At 43.0% G+C, this 18,379-nt stretch carries 17 protein-coding genes; 4 read left to right on the top strand and 13 right to left on the bottom strand.

From position 1 onward, the window contains the following. Nucleotides 1–220 precede the first annotated feature (220 nt). Together JSY38_RS02020 and JSY38_RS02015 are read left to right on the top strand one after the other, a co-directional pair. Nucleotides 221–1,084 carry an isocitrate lyase/PEP mutase family protein gene (locus tag JSY38_RS02020; RefSeq protein WP_114413291.1) on the top strand — a complete coding sequence of 288 codons (864 nt, stop codon included), beginning with the start codon at nt 221–223 and terminating at the stop codon, nt 1,082–1,084. A 48-nt stretch (nt 1,085–1,132) separates the two neighbouring features. Beyond that, entirely contained in the window at nt 1,133–1,561 is a 429-nt protein-coding gene (locus JSY38_RS02015) for a GNAT family N-acetyltransferase (RefSeq protein WP_239544164.1), read from the top strand. A gap of 92 nt (nt 1,562–1,653) precedes the next feature. On the opposite strand, the gene JSY38_RS02010 is transcribed toward JSY38_RS02015, so the two are convergent. Then, a complete protein-coding gene (locus JSY38_RS02010) occupies nt 1,654–2,337 on the bottom strand; it encodes a P-loop NTPase family protein (protein WP_205115005.1) in 684 nt (227 codons plus the stop codon). Between the two features lie 235 nt (nt 2,338–2,572). Between JSY38_RS02010 and JSY38_RS02005 the strand changes: the two genes are divergently transcribed. Next, nucleotides 2,573–2,812, top strand: a complete 240-nt coding sequence (locus JSY38_RS02005; protein ID WP_114413288.1) for a GlsB/YeaQ/YmgE family stress response membrane protein — start codon at nt 2,573–2,575, stop codon at nt 2,810–2,812. 76 nt (nt 2,813–2,888) lie between these two features. Here the strand turns inward: JSY38_RS02005 and dapA are convergent, their stop codons facing one another. From dapA to leuS, 7 genes are all read right to left on the bottom strand, one after another. Next, the gene (gene dapA, locus JSY38_RS02000) at nt 2,889–3,761 is read right to left on the bottom strand and encodes a 4-hydroxy-tetrahydrodipicolinate synthase (protein ID WP_114413287.1); all 873 of its coding nucleotides are present in this window, start codon (nt 3,759–3,761) and stop codon (nt 2,889–2,891) included. A 393-nt stretch (nt 3,762–4,154) separates the two neighbouring features. Continuing rightward, complete coding sequence (locus tag JSY38_RS01995) at nt 4,155–6,770, bottom strand: cyclic nucleotide-binding domain-containing protein (protein WP_205115004.1); 2,616 nt, start codon at nt 6,768–6,770, stop codon at nt 4,155–4,157. A gap of 27 nt (nt 6,771–6,797) precedes the next feature. After that, nucleotides 6,798–7,406: a flavin reductase family protein gene (locus JSY38_RS01990; RefSeq protein ID WP_205115002.1), complete on the bottom strand. Its 609-nt coding sequence runs from the start codon at nt 7,404–7,406 to the stop codon at nt 6,798–6,800. 93 nt (nt 7,407–7,499) lie between these two features. Continuing rightward, on the bottom strand, nt 7,500–8,156 hold the full coding sequence (locus tag JSY38_RS01985) for a putative 2OG-Fe(II) oxygenase (RefSeq protein ID WP_205115001.1): 657 nt from the start codon (nt 8,154–8,156) through the stop codon (nt 7,500–7,502). A gap of 45 nt (nt 8,157–8,201) precedes the next feature. Next, nucleotides 8,202–9,233: a DNA polymerase III subunit delta gene (holA, locus tag JSY38_RS01980; protein ID WP_205115000.1), complete on the bottom strand. Its 1,032-nt coding sequence runs from the start codon at nt 9,231–9,233 to the stop codon at nt 8,202–8,204. Between the two features lie 9 nt (nt 9,234–9,242). Next, on the bottom strand, nt 9,243–9,758 hold the full coding sequence (locus JSY38_RS01975; protein WP_205114999.1) for an LPS-assembly lipoprotein LptE: 516 nt from the start codon (nt 9,756–9,758) through the stop codon (nt 9,243–9,245). Between the two features lie 65 nt (nt 9,759–9,823). Beyond that, nucleotides 9,824–12,271, bottom strand: coding sequence for a leucine--tRNA ligase (gene leuS, locus JSY38_RS01970; protein WP_205114998.1), 2,448 nt, complete (start codon nt 12,269–12,271; stop codon nt 9,824–9,826). Nucleotides 12,272–12,447: 176 nt separating this feature from the next. On the opposite strand from leuS, the gene JSY38_RS01965 reads away from it, so the two are divergent. Then, a complete protein-coding gene (locus JSY38_RS01965) occupies nt 12,448–12,894 on the top strand; it encodes a hypothetical protein (protein WP_114413280.1) in 447 nt (148 codons plus the stop codon). 117 nt (nt 12,895–13,011) lie between these two features. Here the strand turns inward: JSY38_RS01965 and lnt are convergent, their stop codons facing one another. The 5 genes from lnt to miaB are packed head-to-tail and all read right to left on the bottom strand — an operon-like array spanning nt 13,012 to nt 18,343. Further along, a complete protein-coding gene (gene lnt / locus JSY38_RS01960; RefSeq protein WP_205114997.1) occupies nt 13,012–14,583 on the bottom strand; it encodes an apolipoprotein N-acyltransferase in 1,572 nt (523 codons plus the stop codon). 1 nt (nt 14,584) lies between these two features. Continuing rightward, entirely contained in the window at nt 14,585–15,451 is an 867-nt protein-coding gene (locus tag JSY38_RS01955) for an HlyC/CorC family transporter (protein WP_205114996.1), read from the bottom strand. Nucleotides 15,452–15,463: 12 nt separating this feature from the next. Beyond that, nucleotides 15,464–15,928 (bottom strand): rRNA maturation RNase YbeY, encoded by a 465-nt coding sequence (ybeY, locus tag JSY38_RS01950; RefSeq protein WP_114413312.1) that lies wholly within the window; start codon nt 15,926–15,928, stop codon nt 15,464–15,466. Beyond that, nucleotides 15,928–16,974: a PhoH family protein gene (locus JSY38_RS01945; protein WP_205114994.1), complete on the bottom strand. Its 1,047-nt coding sequence runs from the start codon at nt 16,972–16,974 to the stop codon at nt 15,928–15,930. Before JSY38_RS01945 ends, ybeY begins: the two co-directional genes overlap by 1 nt. A 13-nt stretch (nt 16,975–16,987) precedes the next feature. After that, nucleotides 16,988–18,343: a tRNA (N6-isopentenyl adenosine(37)-C2)-methylthiotransferase MiaB gene (gene miaB, locus JSY38_RS01940; RefSeq protein WP_205114992.1), complete on the bottom strand. Its 1,356-nt coding sequence runs from the start codon at nt 18,341–18,343 to the stop codon at nt 16,988–16,990. Between the last annotated feature and the right edge of the window lie 36 nt (nt 18,344–18,379).

Raw genomic sequence — 18,379 nt, 5'->3', positions numbered from 1 at the left:
TAGCTAATGTGCCGTTTTAAATTGACCTGAACAATATCCCCGATTTTTTCATAGTTTGTAAATCCCTTTCATTTCGCTAAGACTCAAGCTTTTTTGAGTGTCATTTACTTACAAAACTTAACCAGTTGGTTTGAATTAGATGAAGCAAAGACGTAAGCGGAGTATAATCCGCGGCATTTACACTATATGAAATTTAGTGACGTCTTTTAGGAGTATATTCATGGCAACACCTTCCCAGCACGATTTGCGTAATGATTTTCGAGCATTATTAGCAAGCGGTAAATGTTATTACACTGCTTCTACATTCGATCCTATGTCGGCTCGTATTGCTGCAGATCTTGGTTTTGAAGTCGGGATTTTAGGAGGCTCTGTTGCGTCTTTGCAGGTATTGGCAGCTCCAGATTTTGCTTTGATTACGTTAAGTGAATTTACTGAGCAAGCGACTCGAATTGGTCGTGTAGCGCGTTTGCCTATAATTGCCGATGCCGACCACGGTTACGGTAATGCATTGAATGTGATGCGTACCATTGTTGAGCTTGAACGAGCTGGTGTTGCAGCGTTAACGATAGAAGATACTTTATTGCCAGCAAAGTACGGTCATAAATCTACTGATTTGATTCCAGTAGAAGAGGCTGTAGGTAAATTAAAAGCGGCTTTAGAAGCACGTATCGACCCTATTATGAGTATTATTGCTCGTACTAATGCGGGTCAATTATCGACCGAAGAAACCATTTCCCGAGTTAAGGCTTACCAAGCTGTTGGGGTTGATGGTATTTGCATGGTTGGTATTCGTGACTTTGCTCATCTAGAAGAGATAAGTCAGCATATTACTATTCCAATCATGCTTGTGGCTTACGATAATCCAGAATTGCGTGATCGTGAACGCCTTGCTGCGAATGGTGTGCGTATTGTTGTTAATGGGCACGCAGCCTACTTTGCTGCGATCAAAGCGACATACGATTGTTTGCGTGAGCAACGAGGTATTGCTGAAGGCACTTTGAACGCTTCTGAGTTATCTACGCGTTATTCCACTTTGGAAGAAAACCGCGTTTGGGCAAACAAGTATATGGATGTTCAGGAATAATTCAGAAATCTGTTCAATGTACAGAATGCTAAGGCGAAGGAGTTGTTAGTGCTGCGTAAGATGCTAATTTCCGATTATGATCAAGTGACGGCTTTGTGGGGAAATACTGAGTCCATGAGCTTGCGTGGTGCCGATTCTGAAGAAAACATCACTCTTTATTTAAAGAAAAATCCAGGACTAAGCTTTGTAGTAGAAAAGCAAGGTTTGCTGGTCGGAGCGGTATTGGCGGGCACTGATGGTCGTCGAGGTTATTTGCAACATTTGGCTGTTAATGCAGCTTCTCGTGGAGAAGGGCTAGGGAAACAATTGGTCAACGCAGTAATTGATGGACTTGCGAAGCAAGGTATCGCCAAAACACATTTGTTTGTTCATGCAGACAATAAGGCAGCCCAAACTTTTTATGAGTCAATGGGGTGGTTTGCAAGAGACGAAGTGCGAATGTTTTCGTTCAACTCTTCCTCTGAGTTAAATGTATAAATCGTAAAGTGCCTGTTCTTCTATCGCATTATTAAAACGTAAAGGGCCAATATCATATTGGCCCTTTTTAATTTTTGCATTTGAACGAACTCTTATCCCAGCTGAGCAAGTTGTGCGTAAGTGTTGCGTAGCCAGACTTTCATGCGTTGGCGCTCAGCAATGTTCATAATGCCCTTATCATTCGCCACAGCCCAAAAACTGCTGTTGTTGAAGTCAATTTTTTGTGTCAGTTTGCTTTGTAGTTTAGGTAACTCGATAATTAGAGCATCTCGCTCAAGTGCTTTTTTCATGGTGTCCGATTTTTTGAATCGAGTAAAGTCGCTACCACGACCTAAATTTTGAACAATAACGAAGTCGACTGAAGGTTGCTGATAGCGTTCTAGTAGCGTATCCAATAATGAGACTGAATCAGCGCCATCATCCATCACATGCCAAAGACAAACTTGGTAACCCATTTCATCTAAAAGGCCAAAGACGTCGGTTTCTTCAATCCATTTTCCTAGCGGCTGAGCGGCTTGAGCGGCAAGGTCGATAATTAAATCTCGATCTGGGTATTCTTCAATAGCGGCGAGCATGCCATCTAGACTGTCTTCTTCACCTATTAAAACAGGCGATGAAAACTCGCTGTAAAAACGTGAAAAAGTACTGTGTGAGGCATCACAATCAAACCCTAAAAATGGCTGATTGTTATCTATGTAATATTGAGCTAAAACACGTGCCGTCATAGATTTTCCGACGCCACCTTTTTCTCCACCGACAAAATGAACTTTACCCATTTAGATTTCCTTATAAGGCCTAACTTAGCCTTGTTGAGGGGGTTGTTAGAAAATACATTTTTGCAAAACAGAACGGATCAATATTTATTAAAAAAGCTTGGCACTTTCATGACAAAGTAACAGAAAAAGAATAAATGGGTTAGTAATAACGGGGATTTGGTGACTTTTATAGGCGCTTTAAAGAATAGGTGCTAGTCTACCAAGCTACACACTAAACATCATAAGGATCGTTTGTATGGAACTATTAGCTTTTTTGTTTATCGGGGCATTAGCCGGTTGGTTGGCTGGTCAGCTAGTGAAAGGTGGTGGCTTTGGTTTAGTTGGTAATATCGTTATTGGTGTTGTGGGTTCTTTTGTCGGTGGTTTTACATTCCAACTCCTTGGTCTATATTCAGGAAGTTTTTTAGGGTCACTGGTTACTGCAACAGTGGGTGCTATTATTCTGCTTTATGTTGTGCGGCTTGCCAAATCTTAGTTTTATGAAGGTTTCTCATAAATCAGCCCGCTTTTAGATGCGGGCTTTTTTATGAGCAATAGTATGATGATCAAGCTTAGATAAGTTCCAGTTCTTCCATGATGCGGCGAATGGTGGCTTTGGTGCTGTCTTGCAGTGGCACCATAGGCAAACGACATTCTTCAGTGCATAGACCAAGTAAGGACATTGCGTATTTTGGGCCAGCTGGGTTTGGTTCGATAAACAAAGCACTATGTAGGGCAAATAACTTGTCCTGTAATTGTGCTGCTTCAACATAATTCCCTTCACGACATAAGCGCTGTAACTCGACAACGTGTTTTGGTGCAACGTTTGATGTAACAGAAATACAGCCATTACCACCGCCAACGTTATATGCAACTGTTGTTACGTCGTCACCGCTCAGAAAACTAAATGGTTTGTTTATTAGCGCTCGTTCCCGCACAGGTCGAGTTAGGTCTCCTGTTGCGTCTTTTACGCCAATGATTCTTGGTAATTCAGCAAGACGGGATAAGGTGGCCACTTCTAGACCAACAACGGCGCGTGGTGGAATGTTGTAAAGAATGATAGGGAGTTTGCTGTTGTCGTGTACATATTTGAAGTGTTCATACAAACCTGTTTGATTTGGACGATTATAATAACCTGCTACATGTAAGGTCGCATCAGCACCAGCTTGATAAGCGAATTCAGAATAGTTTACTGCTTCAACGGGGTTGTTTGAACCTGCACCTGCAAGTACAGGGACGGCTTTATTGGCTTCTTGTACGGTAATCTCAATAACACGCTTATGTTCATGTTCGCTTAAGGTTGGCGACTCTCCTGTTGTTCCGACAGGAACCAAGCCATTAACACCTTGATCTATTTGCCAGCGAACGATTTTACGTAGAGCGTCTTCATCTAATTGGCCATTACGAAAAGGAGTGATTAGTGCTGTGATTGCGCCGTAGAACATACTTTTGCCTCTGTTAGGCCGGTATACATTCTGCTGAGAAGAGTATTAAACCGTCAGCGAGAATGCTGCCGGTGAGTTGTTATAAATCTTACTTCCACACGTCAGCGCCGCAAAGCTTCTTAGCCTTACGTTTATCGCCGTTGTGTTTATTTAAGATCTGGTTATTCATAAAGTTATAGAACTCTTTGTTCTGTTACATAATTTGTAGTTGTATGCTGGCCTTTTTTTTAAAAAAGGTCAATACAGGCAAGCATTTTTTATTTTCTCAGCTTTTTAGTGTCGTCCTCCAGGTATTCATTTTCACAAAGAAAGAATGCATGGATTGGAGCGCTAGGCTGTCTGGTTTTAAATACAATCCCCTAACATAGTGAAAATGTTAGGGGATGTTTTTAGCTATTTCTGAAAGATAAAGCTTTCTTTTTCAAGCAGTTTCTTGGTCCATAGCTCATATGCTTTTTCATTTAGATGAAGTCTATCACCTTCAAAAAAGGTGTCTTTTATTTCTCCGTCTTTATCTAACAGGGTAGAGAATAAATCTATGTATTGTGTATTGGGCCGAGTTTTAGCCAAGCGCGCTAACTGTTGGTTGGCTTTTTCGATGGTGTTACGCATCTTCAAGCGCGCAGGGCTACACTTAATGCTAACTAAGGTCACCGGAATACCTGGTAAGTGTCGGTCAATTTTTTGCAATAGTTCGATATATAGCTCAACTACTTTGTTGCTGTCGCAATGGTTGCCTATGTCATTGTCGCCAGCATAGATCACCATGGAGCGCGGGTTATGAGGGAGAATAATGCGTTCAAAGTAATAAACGCAAGCCTCTAGGGTTGCGCCGCCAAACCCTAGGTTAATCCCATCTTTTTCACGGAAATTATGCGCAAAATCACTCCATAAGCGCATAGTTGAAGAGCCGTAAAAAGCAACAGGTCGATCTTTGTAAACCTGATAAGCCAAGTGAAATTCAAGTTCTCGGACATCCGACTCAAATTCGACGTCAATCTGGTTTAGGCTCATGACATTGGAGCGATAGCCGTTTTTTCCACTAAAAATGGGGTATTGTCGAATTTCTCTTGATAGTTCTACGGCTTCATCCACGTAACCTTTGTATTCTTCTTGGTACGATAACAAAAATTTGTTTAATGCTTTTTTGTCTTTGTAATCGACTTTACTCGAGAGTTTAAATGCTGGTTTAATGATAACGGTATATAGATTGTGGTCAGCACGTTTGTCAAAGTTTGCCACTACGATAGGTACAATCCATGGCTCATCACTGTCCATCGATCCAGCGAGTTCAAAAGCATGGGGCAATAGGGTGCCAGGTGATTGATGAGTGCTGAAACTTTGCCCTTCTGGCGAAATCATTAATGGGAAATTTTGGCGTAACGTTTCTTGGGATTGTTTAATAAAAGCATCGTATTCTGGTGTGTCTTTAGACAGATCTTCCCAACTATTAATAAACACATTACCAAATCGACCGTAAAAATCATCACGCCAGAATTCACTTTCTTTACTACGGCGAACCACTCGCTGCCCAGATATACCATACTCATTATCAATAACCATGGCACTAATAAACTGCGCGTCCATAGAGAATCGAAAGCCATTAGGTAGGCGGTTGGTTGGGGAGCCTAACAAGTGATTATAAATAAACAATGAACCGGCTTTTTTAGGCAGATTTTCCAAGCCTTTGATGACATAGGGGACTTGCTGAAAGGCTTGTTTGAATAGTTCTGTGCCTAGGCGTCTTGCGTCAAGCGCAGGTGTGTCTTTGGGTAAGCTATTAATGGTGTCATAAACATTTTGTAGATGGCGATAAAACGCATTTTCTCGTTGTAGATCTTTTAAAATATCTAAGCACATGCCAGAAATAGTGCGCTCTAATACGCAGCCAAAATGCAGGCATTTATAAAGTACACCAAATGCTTCATCTGTTGTGACGGCGCTTTTGAGAAGCTCACTGACTTTATAGAGTGGAGAGCTGACAGGCAGTAAGGCGGCATTTTGCTCAATAACGTTGCTAACCGCGAGCACTTCGTCGTTTGCTATTTGAGATAAGTAGCGCATTCGAGCCGCTAACAAATGAGCTCCAATTAACCATATTAAACGGTATAAATATTTCACCGAAAATTTAGGATTGGCTTCGAATATTTCTAGTAAATCGTCCCTCGCGATAAACAGAACGCTACTGTCTCTGGATGAGATGATGGATGCTCGGTTTTTCATTTCAGCATCTTGTGTTGACCACGCAAGTACGGTACCCGGACGAGAAATGGTACGGGTTGTAATAATGTCTCCCGACTCAGTTTGATAACTCACAACGACTTTGCCTTTTATTAGAAGGTATAAGCCATCTGCAGGTTGGTCTTGTTGGCTTAATATGTCACCTTGATGAGCTAATAAAATAGAGGATTTTTTAGCGAGTGCGTGTATCTCTACTTGAGTGAAGGTTTCACAAAATGGCGCATAATTGAGCAGACTAATAGCATCTTTTAACGCATGAACTTGTGTTTCAGAGTCGAGCAGCGGACGTGTTTCTTCAAACGCTAATGTTTCATTGGAAAAGAATGGTCGTGTTTGGTTTTGGACATTGGTCAGAACAGGTAAAGATTCTTGGTAGACAAATTGCAAAAAACGCGATGCAAATACTAAGTTTGAATCGAGTATTTTCTGCAGTTCTACAAGGGGCCACACAATTAATTTAGTGGATTTTGTGGCGGTAAAGGTTGTCGCGTAACGTGACGGGTGGCGGAAGGCCGACCAACCGATGGGAGAGAGAAAATTATTGATTACTCCCACATTGTAAGACTTTCCGGTATCTTGCAATGGAACCGAAATGGATACTTCGCCTTCTAGTAAAAAATAGATGTGCTGACCTATTTCAAATTGTTTTGCTAAAACTTCACCCGCCTTTAGTGATTTTAAACTGGCCAAATCTGTGAGGGATGACATTAAGTCGCTCTCAACATCTGCCATAAAAGGGAAAGTTTTTATGTGTTTTTTTACGTCCATATTTGTTTACCTCAAATCTGTGATGCCCTAATTAGGACGTTTCATCGTCACTGTCTTGCCTACAAGGGCATAATCATCGCCACCTAATCGAGCGAGAGGGTTGAGCTTTTGGTTATCTACAATAATCCGAGAAGACTCTTGAGTGACAAGGTCCTCATCAATATAAATATCTAGTACTTCTAGAAAAACGGCAGAAAATGATGCGTTTTCTAATGAATGTACATCGTACAACTTACAGCGCATGGCGACTTTTGCCTCAGAAATCCGAGGTAGAGTAGCAGTGAATTCGGCTAAAGTTACACCTGAGGCGGGGATTTCAGATTCACCATAAGCAAAACTTCCAGAGCTTTCGTTAACCGCATTCATGATCTCCTCGCTAGGAATATGCAAGACACATTCCTTTTCGCGTAGCAGATTGTATTTTGTATCTTTGGCGACACTCGCTGATTTGTTACCTATGGAAACCATCAAAATAGCAGGGTCAGAGGAGACGGGGGCAAAATAGGAAAATGGTGCAAGGTTATAACTTGCACTCTCATTTTTGGTCAAGATCCACGCAATAGGGCGTGGAGTAATAGTTTGAGTGATCAGGTGGTAGCGCTGGTTAGCGCTGAGTTGATCAAACTGGACACGCATAGACTTCCCCGTACTAATAAAACATGTCTTGTTAAATTACTACAAATACCGATCTATTGTGAATGTTTGAGTGGAAACTTATTAAATTTCTTTTTAATACGCTTCAATAATGCAGTTGAAAGCGATGACTACTCGGTCTTTATCGCCAAAGTAAGGTAAAGCAGAATGTTTTAAATAAGATGGAAAGATAATAACTTGCCCATCTGTTGGGGTGAAATCCCACACTCCGTGGCCGCCTAAATAAGCTGTTCCTGGATCTGCGTAATGTTCTGCATTGACCCTAGGATCATAAAATCGATTTAGGCCACCGTTGCCCTCAATATTGGCATCACCTGGTTCTAAATAGTAAATGCCACACCAAGAGCAATTTGGGTGTGAGTGTGCATCATGGTAGCCACCCTTTTGGGTCACATGGTACCAAGACTCAATGATGTGAGCATCGGCTTCCATGTCTTCTGGCCAGAATGCTTGGTTCACAGAGCCTGCAATCTCTAAGACTAATTCTTCTATTGTGCGTTTTGCTTCCATCACATTGGCATCTGCCAGATCTAAAAAATCCAAAGTACTTTCATGTAAAGCGTGTTTTGCTTTAGGGGCTATTTGGCTTTCAATGGCTGTTGTTTGGGAGGCTTTCTGTTGATAAACAGCCGCTAACAATGCTTCTTTTAAGAAGTCATGATCTGGCATTTGAGTAACAAATAACGGCGTGGTCCAAGTATTAATTTCTTCGATGATTGACGAGTCCGTCATATTCTATACCTACATAAAAGGTGAGCTGGAATGTTTTTGTTATCTCTATGCTGGAATGTCTAATTCAGTAGTGACGGGCTTGTAGCCGCAAAACATCATGACTAGGTTACGAAATCCAGTAGCGTTATCTGGCCCTTCGAGGCCTTTAATGCTTTTGTCCATTAATGCCAAATAGTTCTGCATGTAAGGCAAAGTCACTTTATTGTGGCGTGACATAGCGCTTTCGTAAAAAGGAACTCGCTTATCCCATATTTTTTCGCTTTGGCAGGCTTGTCTAAAGCTTGAAGATTGCATGGACTGCAGTAAATTCGTCAATGTTTGGATTTCACGATTAAACAGCCAAAGAATAATGCTGGGTTCAACACCTTCGCCAAGCAATTGATTGAGGCAATGCATGGCTTCTTTGGCTTTGCCCATTAGAATTCGATCGCTAAGGTCATAAATAGAGTAGCGGCTGCTGTCTGCAACCGACTCTATAATTTTCTCAGCATCAATTTGAGCGCCTTGTCCATGGAGCAATGCTAGCTTCTCCAGTTCTTGGGACAGAGCCAAAAGGTTTCCCTCACCGCGCTCACAAATGATGCTAGCCGCGTCACGGCTGAGAGACAGATCTAACGATTGTGCTCTTTGTTGAACCCATGCGGGCAACCTGTTTGCGTCAATGGGCCAGATTTGGACAAACACGCCTTGGGATTCCAATTGAGTGAACCACTTGGCTTTTTGAGTTCGCGCATCGATTTTAGGAAGCGTGAGTAAGATGGTGTTGTCTTCACTTAGTGATTGGCTTAATTGAGCGAGGGCTTTGCTGTGTTTTTCGCCCATCTTGTCTATTTGAATGTCAAACAGTCGACGCGTTGAGAAGAGTGACAAACTCTGATTTTCATTAATAACATCTTGCCAATCAAACTGTGCATCGGCGACATATCGTAAGCGCTCATCAATTTGGTGTTTTTGGGCTGCTTTACGAATGCTGTCCGCCGCTTCTTGGCACAGTAAAACATCGTCACCTGAAATAATATAAAGGGGAGCTAAGTTTTTTTTAAGCTGCTGTTCTAGTTGATCCGCACGAACTTTCATTCTATTTGCCTAAAGAGGAGCATAGCCTAAGTCGTAAACGAGTTTATCCGCTAGATCTTCACTCATATTTTTCATTTGGGTTTGGTTGTAGGTAAGCTTTGCGCTTTCTTCTGCGTCTTGGTTAGTCAATGTTCTTGTTGTGCTGATGGTTCTTGGGCCATAGATGGCTTTACCATCTGCATGACGAATAAAGTAGTGACTAGTTAGACGGCGCTGAACTTGAGATACATCGTTGGAAGCATTGCGCGCCAACTCAGTATTTGATGAGCTGATTGCGCTTACTTTTAAGTTGTATGTTGCTTCAGTCGCATCAGCTTCATTAATGATGGTGACTCCGGCTCTTGCTAAAGCAATGCGTAGTGATCGGTCAAAGTCTTCAGAACCACTCTCGGATGTTAACGTTAAAACTGTTAATTTAGCTGGAATATCAACTTGTCCGCGTAAATGGAAGCCACAGGCGACAAGACTCATAGTAAGTAGTGCCAATATAAGTAGGCGAGTTGTTTGTGTAAATGCGGCTATCATATCCGTGATTCCTGTCTTTTGGTTAAGGAAAAGGGATGGCTTAGCCACCCCTTAGAACGCCTCAATTAGTTAGCGACGATGTTTACCAAGCGGCCTGGAACGACAATAACTTTACGGACTGTTTTGCCTTCAAGGAATTTCGCAACACTTGGGTGTGCTAACGCTTCTGCTTCAATTGTTTTAGCATCTGCACTAGCAGAAACGGTCAATTCAGCACGCTTTTTCCCCAATACTTGAACAACAATCGTTAGCTCGTCTTTTACCAAAGCGTCTTCGTCCAAAGTTGGCCAAGGTGTGTTAACGATGTTGTCATTATGGCCAAGTTCAGCCCATAGTTGATGAGCTATGTGAGGCACGATAGGAGACAGCAATAGCGTTGCCGCTTCTAGTGCTTCCTGAACGACGGCAAGACCTAATTCAGATGTGTCTTCGAATTTGCTTATCTCGTTGCAAAGCTCCATTACGGCCGCAATGGCGGTGTTGAACGTTTGACGGCGTTCGATGTCATCCGATACTTTCTGAATGGTTTCATGAGCTTTACGGCGTAAGGCTTTTTGAGCGCCATTCAATTCAGCAATCTTAAGCTCGCCCACTTTTCCAGCGTTGGTATGACGGTAGGACAACGCCCATAAACGACGTAAGAAGCGAGATGCACCATCGACACCAGCATCGTTCCATTCTAGAGATTGCTCTGGTGGCGCACTGAACATCATAAACAAACGAACTGTGTCGGCACCGTATTTCTCAATCATTTCTTGAGGGTCGACTGTATTGCCTTTGGACTTAGACATTTTAGTGCCATCTTTGTTTACCATTCCTTGCGTCAAAAGACGTTTGAATGGTTCATCAGAGTTCACAAGACCGGCATCGCGAAGCAACTTATGGAAGAAGCGTGAGTACAATAGGTGAAGGATAGCGTGTTCTACGCCGCCTACGTATTGGTCAACAGGAAGCCAGTAGTTCGCTTCTTCTGTCAGCATGGCATCAGTAGAATCTGGGCAGCAGTAGCGTGCAAAGTACCAAGACGATTCCATGAAGGTATCGAAGGTATCTGTTTCGCGTTCCGCTTCTTCACCATTAAACATAATGGAAGAAAAATCAGGATTGTTTTTGATTGGTGAATTGACACCATCCATGATCACGTCTGTTGGCAATTCAACAGGAAGTTGATCCGCTGGGACTGGAGCAACAGAACCGTCTTTTAGGTTAATAGTTGGGATCGGTGTGCCCCAGTAGCGTTGACGGCTAACGCCCCAATCACGTAGACGGTAGTTAACTTTTACTTCGCCTAATTCGTGTTTTACCATCCACGCAGCAATCGCATCGAATGCTTCTTTGAATGCCAATCCGTCGAATTCGCCAGAGTTACAAAGTACGCCTTTTTCAGTGAAAGCGGCTTTTTCTAAATCAACGACTTCATCGCCAGCAGGCTGAACAACTTGTTTGATGGCTAGGTCATATTTTTTCGCGAATTCAAAATCGCGTTGATCGTGAGCAGGCACTGACATTACCGCACCTGAGCCGTATTCCATTAAGACAAAGTTCGCCGCGAAGACGGGAACAATATCGCCTGTGATTGGGTGAACAGCCTTGAAACCAGTGTCCATGCCTTTTTTCTCAACCGTTGCCATATCGGCTTCAGTTGTCGACATTAGTTTACTTTCAGCAATAAAGTTAGCTAGATCAGCATTTTTCTCTGCGGCTTCCAAAGAAAGCGGGTGCTGAGTCGCCACAGCAACGTAAGTTACACCCATGATAGTGTCTGGACGCGTTGTGTAAACCGATAGGCGTTCGTCTTTGCCTTCTACAGCAAAGCTGAACTCTAGACCTTCTGAACGACCGATCCAGTTACGCTGCATGGCTTTTACTTTCTCTGGCCAGCCATCCAATTGATCAAGATCGTTTAATAACTCTTCTGCGTAATCTGTGATGCGGATAAACCATTGTGAGATTTCTTTTTTCTCTACGGTTGTACCACAGCGCCAGCAGCAGCCTTCTTCAACTTGCTCATTGGCTAATACAGTTTGGTCTTCTGGGCACCAGTTAACCGCAGCGGTTTTTTTGTAGGCCAAGCCTTTTTCAACCAATTGAGTGAAGAACCATTGTTCCCACTTGTAGTACTCTGGCGTACAAGTAGCGATTTCACGATCCCAGTCGTAACCGAAACCAAGTTCTTTAAGTTGGCCTTTCATGTAGGCAATGTTTTCAGTTGTCCATTTTGCCGGAGCGGTTTTGTGTTTGATTGCTGCGTTTTCGGCAGGCAGACCAAAAGCATCCCAACCCATTGGCTGTAGTACGTTTTTGCCTTGCATGCGCTGGTAGCGAGAAATAACATCGCCGATTGTGTAGTTACGAACGTGGCCCATGTGCAGTCGGCCACTTGGGTAAGGAAACATCGAAAGACAGTAGAACTTCTCTTTGTTGGAATCAGCGACGGCTTTGAAGACTTTGTTTTCGTCCCAAAAAGATTGAGCAGCTTGTTCAATTTGCTGCGGATTGTATTGTTCTTGCATGATGTATTCTTATCCCGTGATCGACGAAAGGTTGGTAGACCTGTATTCTCTTTAATGAAAAGAGGCCATTATAGCGGCATAGCTCAAGATAATGATGCAATAGCCAACAGAGTCTGAAAATATCCGCTATTTTATAGAGATGGAGCCCTAATTAGAAGGTGCATAGAGGAGGAGTTATGAATTCTATGAAAAAAGATTCACCAAAAGAGGCTGACGATTCCAATTTGGTCGAAGAAGCTCGTAAAACATTGATTGGAGCAAAGGATTGGTTTCTCGAAGATGTGGCCTTAATGACAGCTTATTGGCATGACAAAATGGGCTATACCGAAGCATGGGTCGATGCAAATTGGCATTATGTTCTTGATGAAGGCCATGAGTTAGTTGATGAGCTTGATGAAAAAGAAGATGTCGCATTGTTATGGTTGATTAATCATGCCAACAATAACCCTGTGCCGCTTGAAGAGTGTCATGTGGTTGGTGCTGAGGTCGAACCGGGGAGTTACCGCTGCATGTCATGCGGTCATGATAATGTGATCGAAACCAAGCAAGCGTTGGCGCCCTGTGAAATTTGTCATTATGGTTTGATGTCAACTCATGATGAGCAGATTAACAAGACTGAGTGATTGGTCATTCGCTTTTGATTGATAGATGCTTGGACAATATGCATTGGTTTATATCAAAATGCGGCGTAACAATGTATTTGTTGAGCCGCATTTTTGTTAGATAAGGTAGTCTATTGGTTAAGTGTTTTTACGATTGAGCACTAAACCATTCAAGTAAGAAAAGACTATACAAATTCCCAGCAGCAGAAAGGTTGGCCAATAGCCCCATTGAACGTAAGGTGTGATGCCGCTGAACGCTTTTGCTTCAGCGGTTAGCGTGGTCTTTTCAAACTGAGGGGCCTGAGCAACAACTTTACCTTTCTCATTGATGAATGCCGTAACGCCTGTGTTGGTGGCGCGAATCACGTAACGACCTGCTTCTTTGGCTCTAAACTGCGCTATTTGTAAGTGCTGCCAAGGACCAATAGAAGTGCCAAACCAGCCGTCGTTGCTAATGGTGATAAGGAAGTCGCTGTCTCTCACCATGCGTCTTACTTGTTCTGCGTAAACAATCTCGTAGCAAATGAATGGAGCGACACCCCATTCACCCACTTGCAGAACAGGTTGGTTATCATCGCCAGATTTAAAGTTAGACATGGGCATGCCAAATACATCTAGGATTGGGCCTATATATTCAGCAAACGGAATGTATTCCCCAAAAGGAACCAGTCTCTGTTTGTAATAGAGACCAAAGCCGTTGCCAGTTGCCCAAATGGCATTGAAGTAATCGCGATTGTTTTCACTGACATCCGGGATGCCTGTTATTAGGGTCGTATTATTGTCCGCTAGTTCTTTTGCAAAAGACTCAAAATAAGGTTTGATTCTTGGATAAGTGTAGGTGATGGCTGTTTCAGGCCAAACAACGAGATCACTGTCTAAGTGTTTAATCGTCTCTTGCTGGTAATATGCTAAGGATTTTACGGCTGTCTCGCCTAGCCATTTTACATCCTGCTTAACATTTCCTTGTACTAGTGTTGTTTTCAAGGTGCCTGTTTGCTGGACCCATGAGACAGGGGAGTAGTTTAAATAAGCAGCACCTAACCAAACAGCTAATAAGCCAAAAATAGGCCCAAGTTGATTGGTCTCTTGTAGTAGGAGACAAGCGATAACGCTAGCGGTAAGTACGACACAGGCGCTTGTTAACCAAATGCCACCAATGGGTAATAGCTCGAATAGCCATGTGTTTTCGATGGCGTAACCGGGAAGTAGCCAAGGAAATCCAGTGAATAGAGTGCTGCGTAAGAACTCTCCCAATAAGACGCTCAAGGTAATCCAAAGACTGGCGGGGATTTGTGTAAAGCGTTGGATCAATCGCCATGCTAGCCATGCGGAGAATGACCAAAAAGCGCAGAGAACAGAGATAAATAGCAAGGTGATCAGTGTGGCGATAATAACGCCAACTTGTCCGTACTCTGCGATGCTGACATATACCCAAGATACACCAGCGCCAAAAAAGCCTAATCCAACGGATGAGCCTCTCCAGCATGCAGATTTTGCCGTAGTACTGGTAATGACCAGAATGCTAAAGACGATAAGAGTAATGAAATAGCTAGGCCAAAAATAAAATGGCGAGAAGCTGGTTGCACCAATGGCGCCAGCCACAATTCCGATAAGAGTAAGTAAAATAGGATGAAGTTTGGAAATGTTTGACACTAAACGAGGAACCCACCCCGCTTGTGTTGTTGTCAAGTCAGGGTGGGGTCTAGTCATATTAGTCTAATGTATTAGCCGCTGGTTTGGACACTTGGATCGTTTTTATTCTACGTCCATCGGATTTTACGATTTTAAAGTGGAAATCACTAAAAAATAGCTCTTCGTCGCGTAAAGGAACGTGACCGAATTGTTGCACCAGAATCCCGCCAATAGTATCGAATTCTTCTTCGTTAAGTTCTACTTTAAAGAACTCGTTGAAGTCTTCTACCGTACATAAGGCTGGAACAAGGTAAACGCCAGACTCTGTTGTAACCTGAATGCCTTCATCGTCAAGCTTGTCGGTTTCATCTTCGATTTCACCAACAATTTGCTCAAGAACGTCTTCAATCGTAACTAAGCCTGACACGCTGCCATATTCATCGAGAACCAGTGCCATGTGGTAGCGTTTGGTACGAAAGTCATTCAGTAATACGTTGAGGCGTTTACTTTCAGGGATGAAATTCGCGGGACGTAAGCGGGCTAAAATATCTTCTATTGTTATGTCACCATCTTTGAACAGTAAAGGAAGTAGGTCTTTGGCTAAAAGTACGCCAAGGATTTCATCCGAATCTTCGCCTACAACAGGGAAGCGAGAATGGGAAGAATCGATGACTTTACGGAGTGATGTTTTTGGGTCGTCTTCAGACTTAATAACCACCATTTGTGAGGGTGGAATCATAATATCTCGTGCTTGTACCTCAGACACTTCTAGAGCACCTTCAACGATAGTGAAAGCATCGCGATCAATAATGTCGGATTTCACTGCGGCTTCTAGAAGTTTAACAATTTCACCACGGCTTCGTGGCTCATCGTTGAAGGCTTGCGTTAAACGCTCAAACCAGGATTTTTGTTGATCGTTGGATAAACTCGATCGGTCGTCACTCATTAGGGTGTTAACTCACTCTTTAATCAAATAAGGGTCGGAAATAGATAGGGAGGCAAGAAGCTCTGTTTCTATCGATTCCATTTCATCTGCTTCGTCATCATTTATATGATCATAACCGCATAAATGCAAGATGCCATGAATAGTCATATGAGCCCAATGATGAAACAATTCTTTATTTTGCTCTTGGGCTTCTTTCGTCACGACTTGAGCGCAAATAACTAAATCGCCTAATAAAGGGAGTTCCAAACCAGGTGGAGACTCGAATGGGAACGATAGTACATTTGTTGGCTTGTCTTTGCCACGATACTCATGATTGAGGGCGTGGCTTTCTTCTTCATCAACAATGCGAATAGTGACTTCGAATTCTTCATCTGACTTTTCAAGGGCTTTTTCAACCCAAACTCGAAAGTCAGCTTCGCTTGGAAGATTGGTTGTTTCTTCGGTTGCGATTTGTAAGTCAAGCTCTAATATTGCCATTATTTGGTGCTCGCAGATTGTTCGGATTGCGCAGCTAGACGAGCTTCAGTACGAGCTTTCTTTTCTTCTTCGACTTCAATGTCAAACTTGTCATAGGCTTCAACAATGCGCTGCACTAGCGGATGGCGAACAACGTCAGCTGAGCTGAAGTGTGTCATACTGATACCATTGACATCATTTAATACATGCATCGCTTGAGCTAAGCCAGAGCTAGTGCCACGAGGAAGATCGACCTGAGTGGTGTCGCCTGTGATTACGGCCGTTGAACCAAAGCCGATGCGAGTTAAAAACATCTTCATCTGTTCTTTTGTCGTATTTTGGCTTTCGTCAAGAATGATAAAGGCGTTATTCAAAGTACGACCACGCATAAACGCAAGCGGCGCTATTTCAATAACATTTTTCTCAATCAATTTATCGACCAGCTCGAATCCAAGCATTTCGTACAGCGCATCATAAAGAGGGCGTAGGTATGGGTCGATTTTCTGCGATAGGTCACCCGGCAAAAATCCTAGCTTTTCACCAGCTTCAACCGCAGGGCGAACCAGCATGATGCGCTCAACACGGTCAGCTTCAAGTGCTTCAACCGCACACGCGACGGCTAAGTAGGTTTTACCTGTACCAGCAGGCCCGATACCAAAGTTGATATCGTGTTTGCGAATTTGCTTTACGTAGCCTTGTTGGTTCTTACCTTTTGGCTTAATAAATGCCTTACGCGTTTTAATCACCAGCTGATCATTTTTTTCTCTTTTGCTGCTGGTGAGCGATTCAATCGCAGACTCTTGCAGGTAAAGGTGGATCGTTTCTGGGGTGATGTTTGTATTCGCCAAAGCTTCGCGATAAAGGTTCTCTAGTAGCGTTTTAGTGGCTGCTACATGTTCAGAATCTTCACCGGAAATGGCGAATAGTTCTCCGCGGTATTTAATAGACACATCAAGTCTTTTTTCAATTAGCTTGATGTTCTCGTCGAGTTGACCGCATAGCCTAGCCAAAGCGTCGGCTTCGGCAGGTGCTAAACGGATTTGTTGAGTAGTCTGTGTGGTTTCCAAGAGTTACCTTTGATTATTGAAGTACAAAGTCAGTGTCGAGCTCAGAACCTACCAATTCACCCAGTAGGGAATTTGGATAAGCATCTGTAATTACAACATCTGCGAATTTACCAATTAGTTGTGGGTCGAATGCACGGAAATTTACAATCCGGTTGTTTTCTGTTCGACCTTGAAGTTGACCAGGATCGCGTGGCGAATAGCCACTGACCAAGATACGCTTAACCTCACCCACCATGGATAAACTAATGTCGTAGGCTTGTTGGCTTATACGACGTTGTAGAATCGCAAGGCGCTCTTTTTTAACGTCTTCTGGCGTATCATCTTCTAAATTAGAAGCGGGCGTGCCAGGTCTTTGACTGTATACAAAACTGAAAGAGTGATCAAAGCCGATTTCTTGAATAAGATTCATAGTGTCGACAAAATCATCATCGGTTTCACCTGGGAAGCCGATGATAAAGTCAGAAGATAAGCTAATGCCCGGGCGCGCTTCTTTAATTCTATTGATTTTATCAATGTAATATTGACGGTCGTGGCCGCGCTTCATCGCACTTAGAATATTATCTGCGCCGCTTTGTACTGGCAGGTGCAAATGACTGACAAGCTTAGGCTCATGGCGGAAGGCTTCGATTAAACTATCGGTAAATTCAACAGGGTGCGATGTTGTGAAGCGAATACGTTCAACACCATCTATTTGCGCGACTGCATGGATGATGTCAGCAAGATCGGCTTCATCACCTTCAGCTGTATCGCCACGATATGCGTTTACGTTTTGTCCTAAAAAATGGATTTCACGAACTCCTTGCTCAGCCAGTTGTACAACTTCTTTCAAAATGCTGTCAAACGGGCGGCTAACTTCTTCGCCACGAGTGTAAGGCACAACACAGAATGTACAGTATTTACTACAGCCTTCCATAATGGAAACAAAGGCTTCTGCACCTTCAACGCGAGGTGCTGGTAAATGATCGAATTTCTCGATCTCTGGGAAGGTGACGTCCGTGATTGGAATGTGTTTTCCTGCCGCGTTCACCATATCAGGTAATTTATGTAGCGTCTGAGGCCCGAAAATCATATCGACATGTTTGGCGCGTTTGCGTATTGCATCGCCTTCTTGGCTTGCCACGCAACCGCCTACACCAATAACAAGGTTGGGGTTCTTTTGCTTAAGCTTTTTCCAACGGCCTAATTGATGATAGACCTTGTCTTGAGCTTTTTCGCGTATAGAACAAGTATTTAGAAGCAAAACATCTGCTTCGTCTGCGTTGTCTGTGAGTTCCATTTCATGACTTTCGCCAAGTAAATCTGCCATACGAGAGGAATCGTATTCGTTCATTTGACAGCCATGAGTTTGGATAAAAAGTTTTTTTGCCATGTAACGTATAAACCTAAAATGTGTTCGTCTAATCGA

Origin of the sequence: Marinomonas foliarum (genome assembly GCF_016906065.1) — a bacterium.
In the GTDB taxonomy this organism is placed as follows: Bacteria; Pseudomonadota; Gammaproteobacteria; order Pseudomonadales; family Marinomonadaceae; genus Marinomonas; species Marinomonas foliarum.
This window is presented reverse-complemented; position numbering and strand designations above follow the sequence as displayed.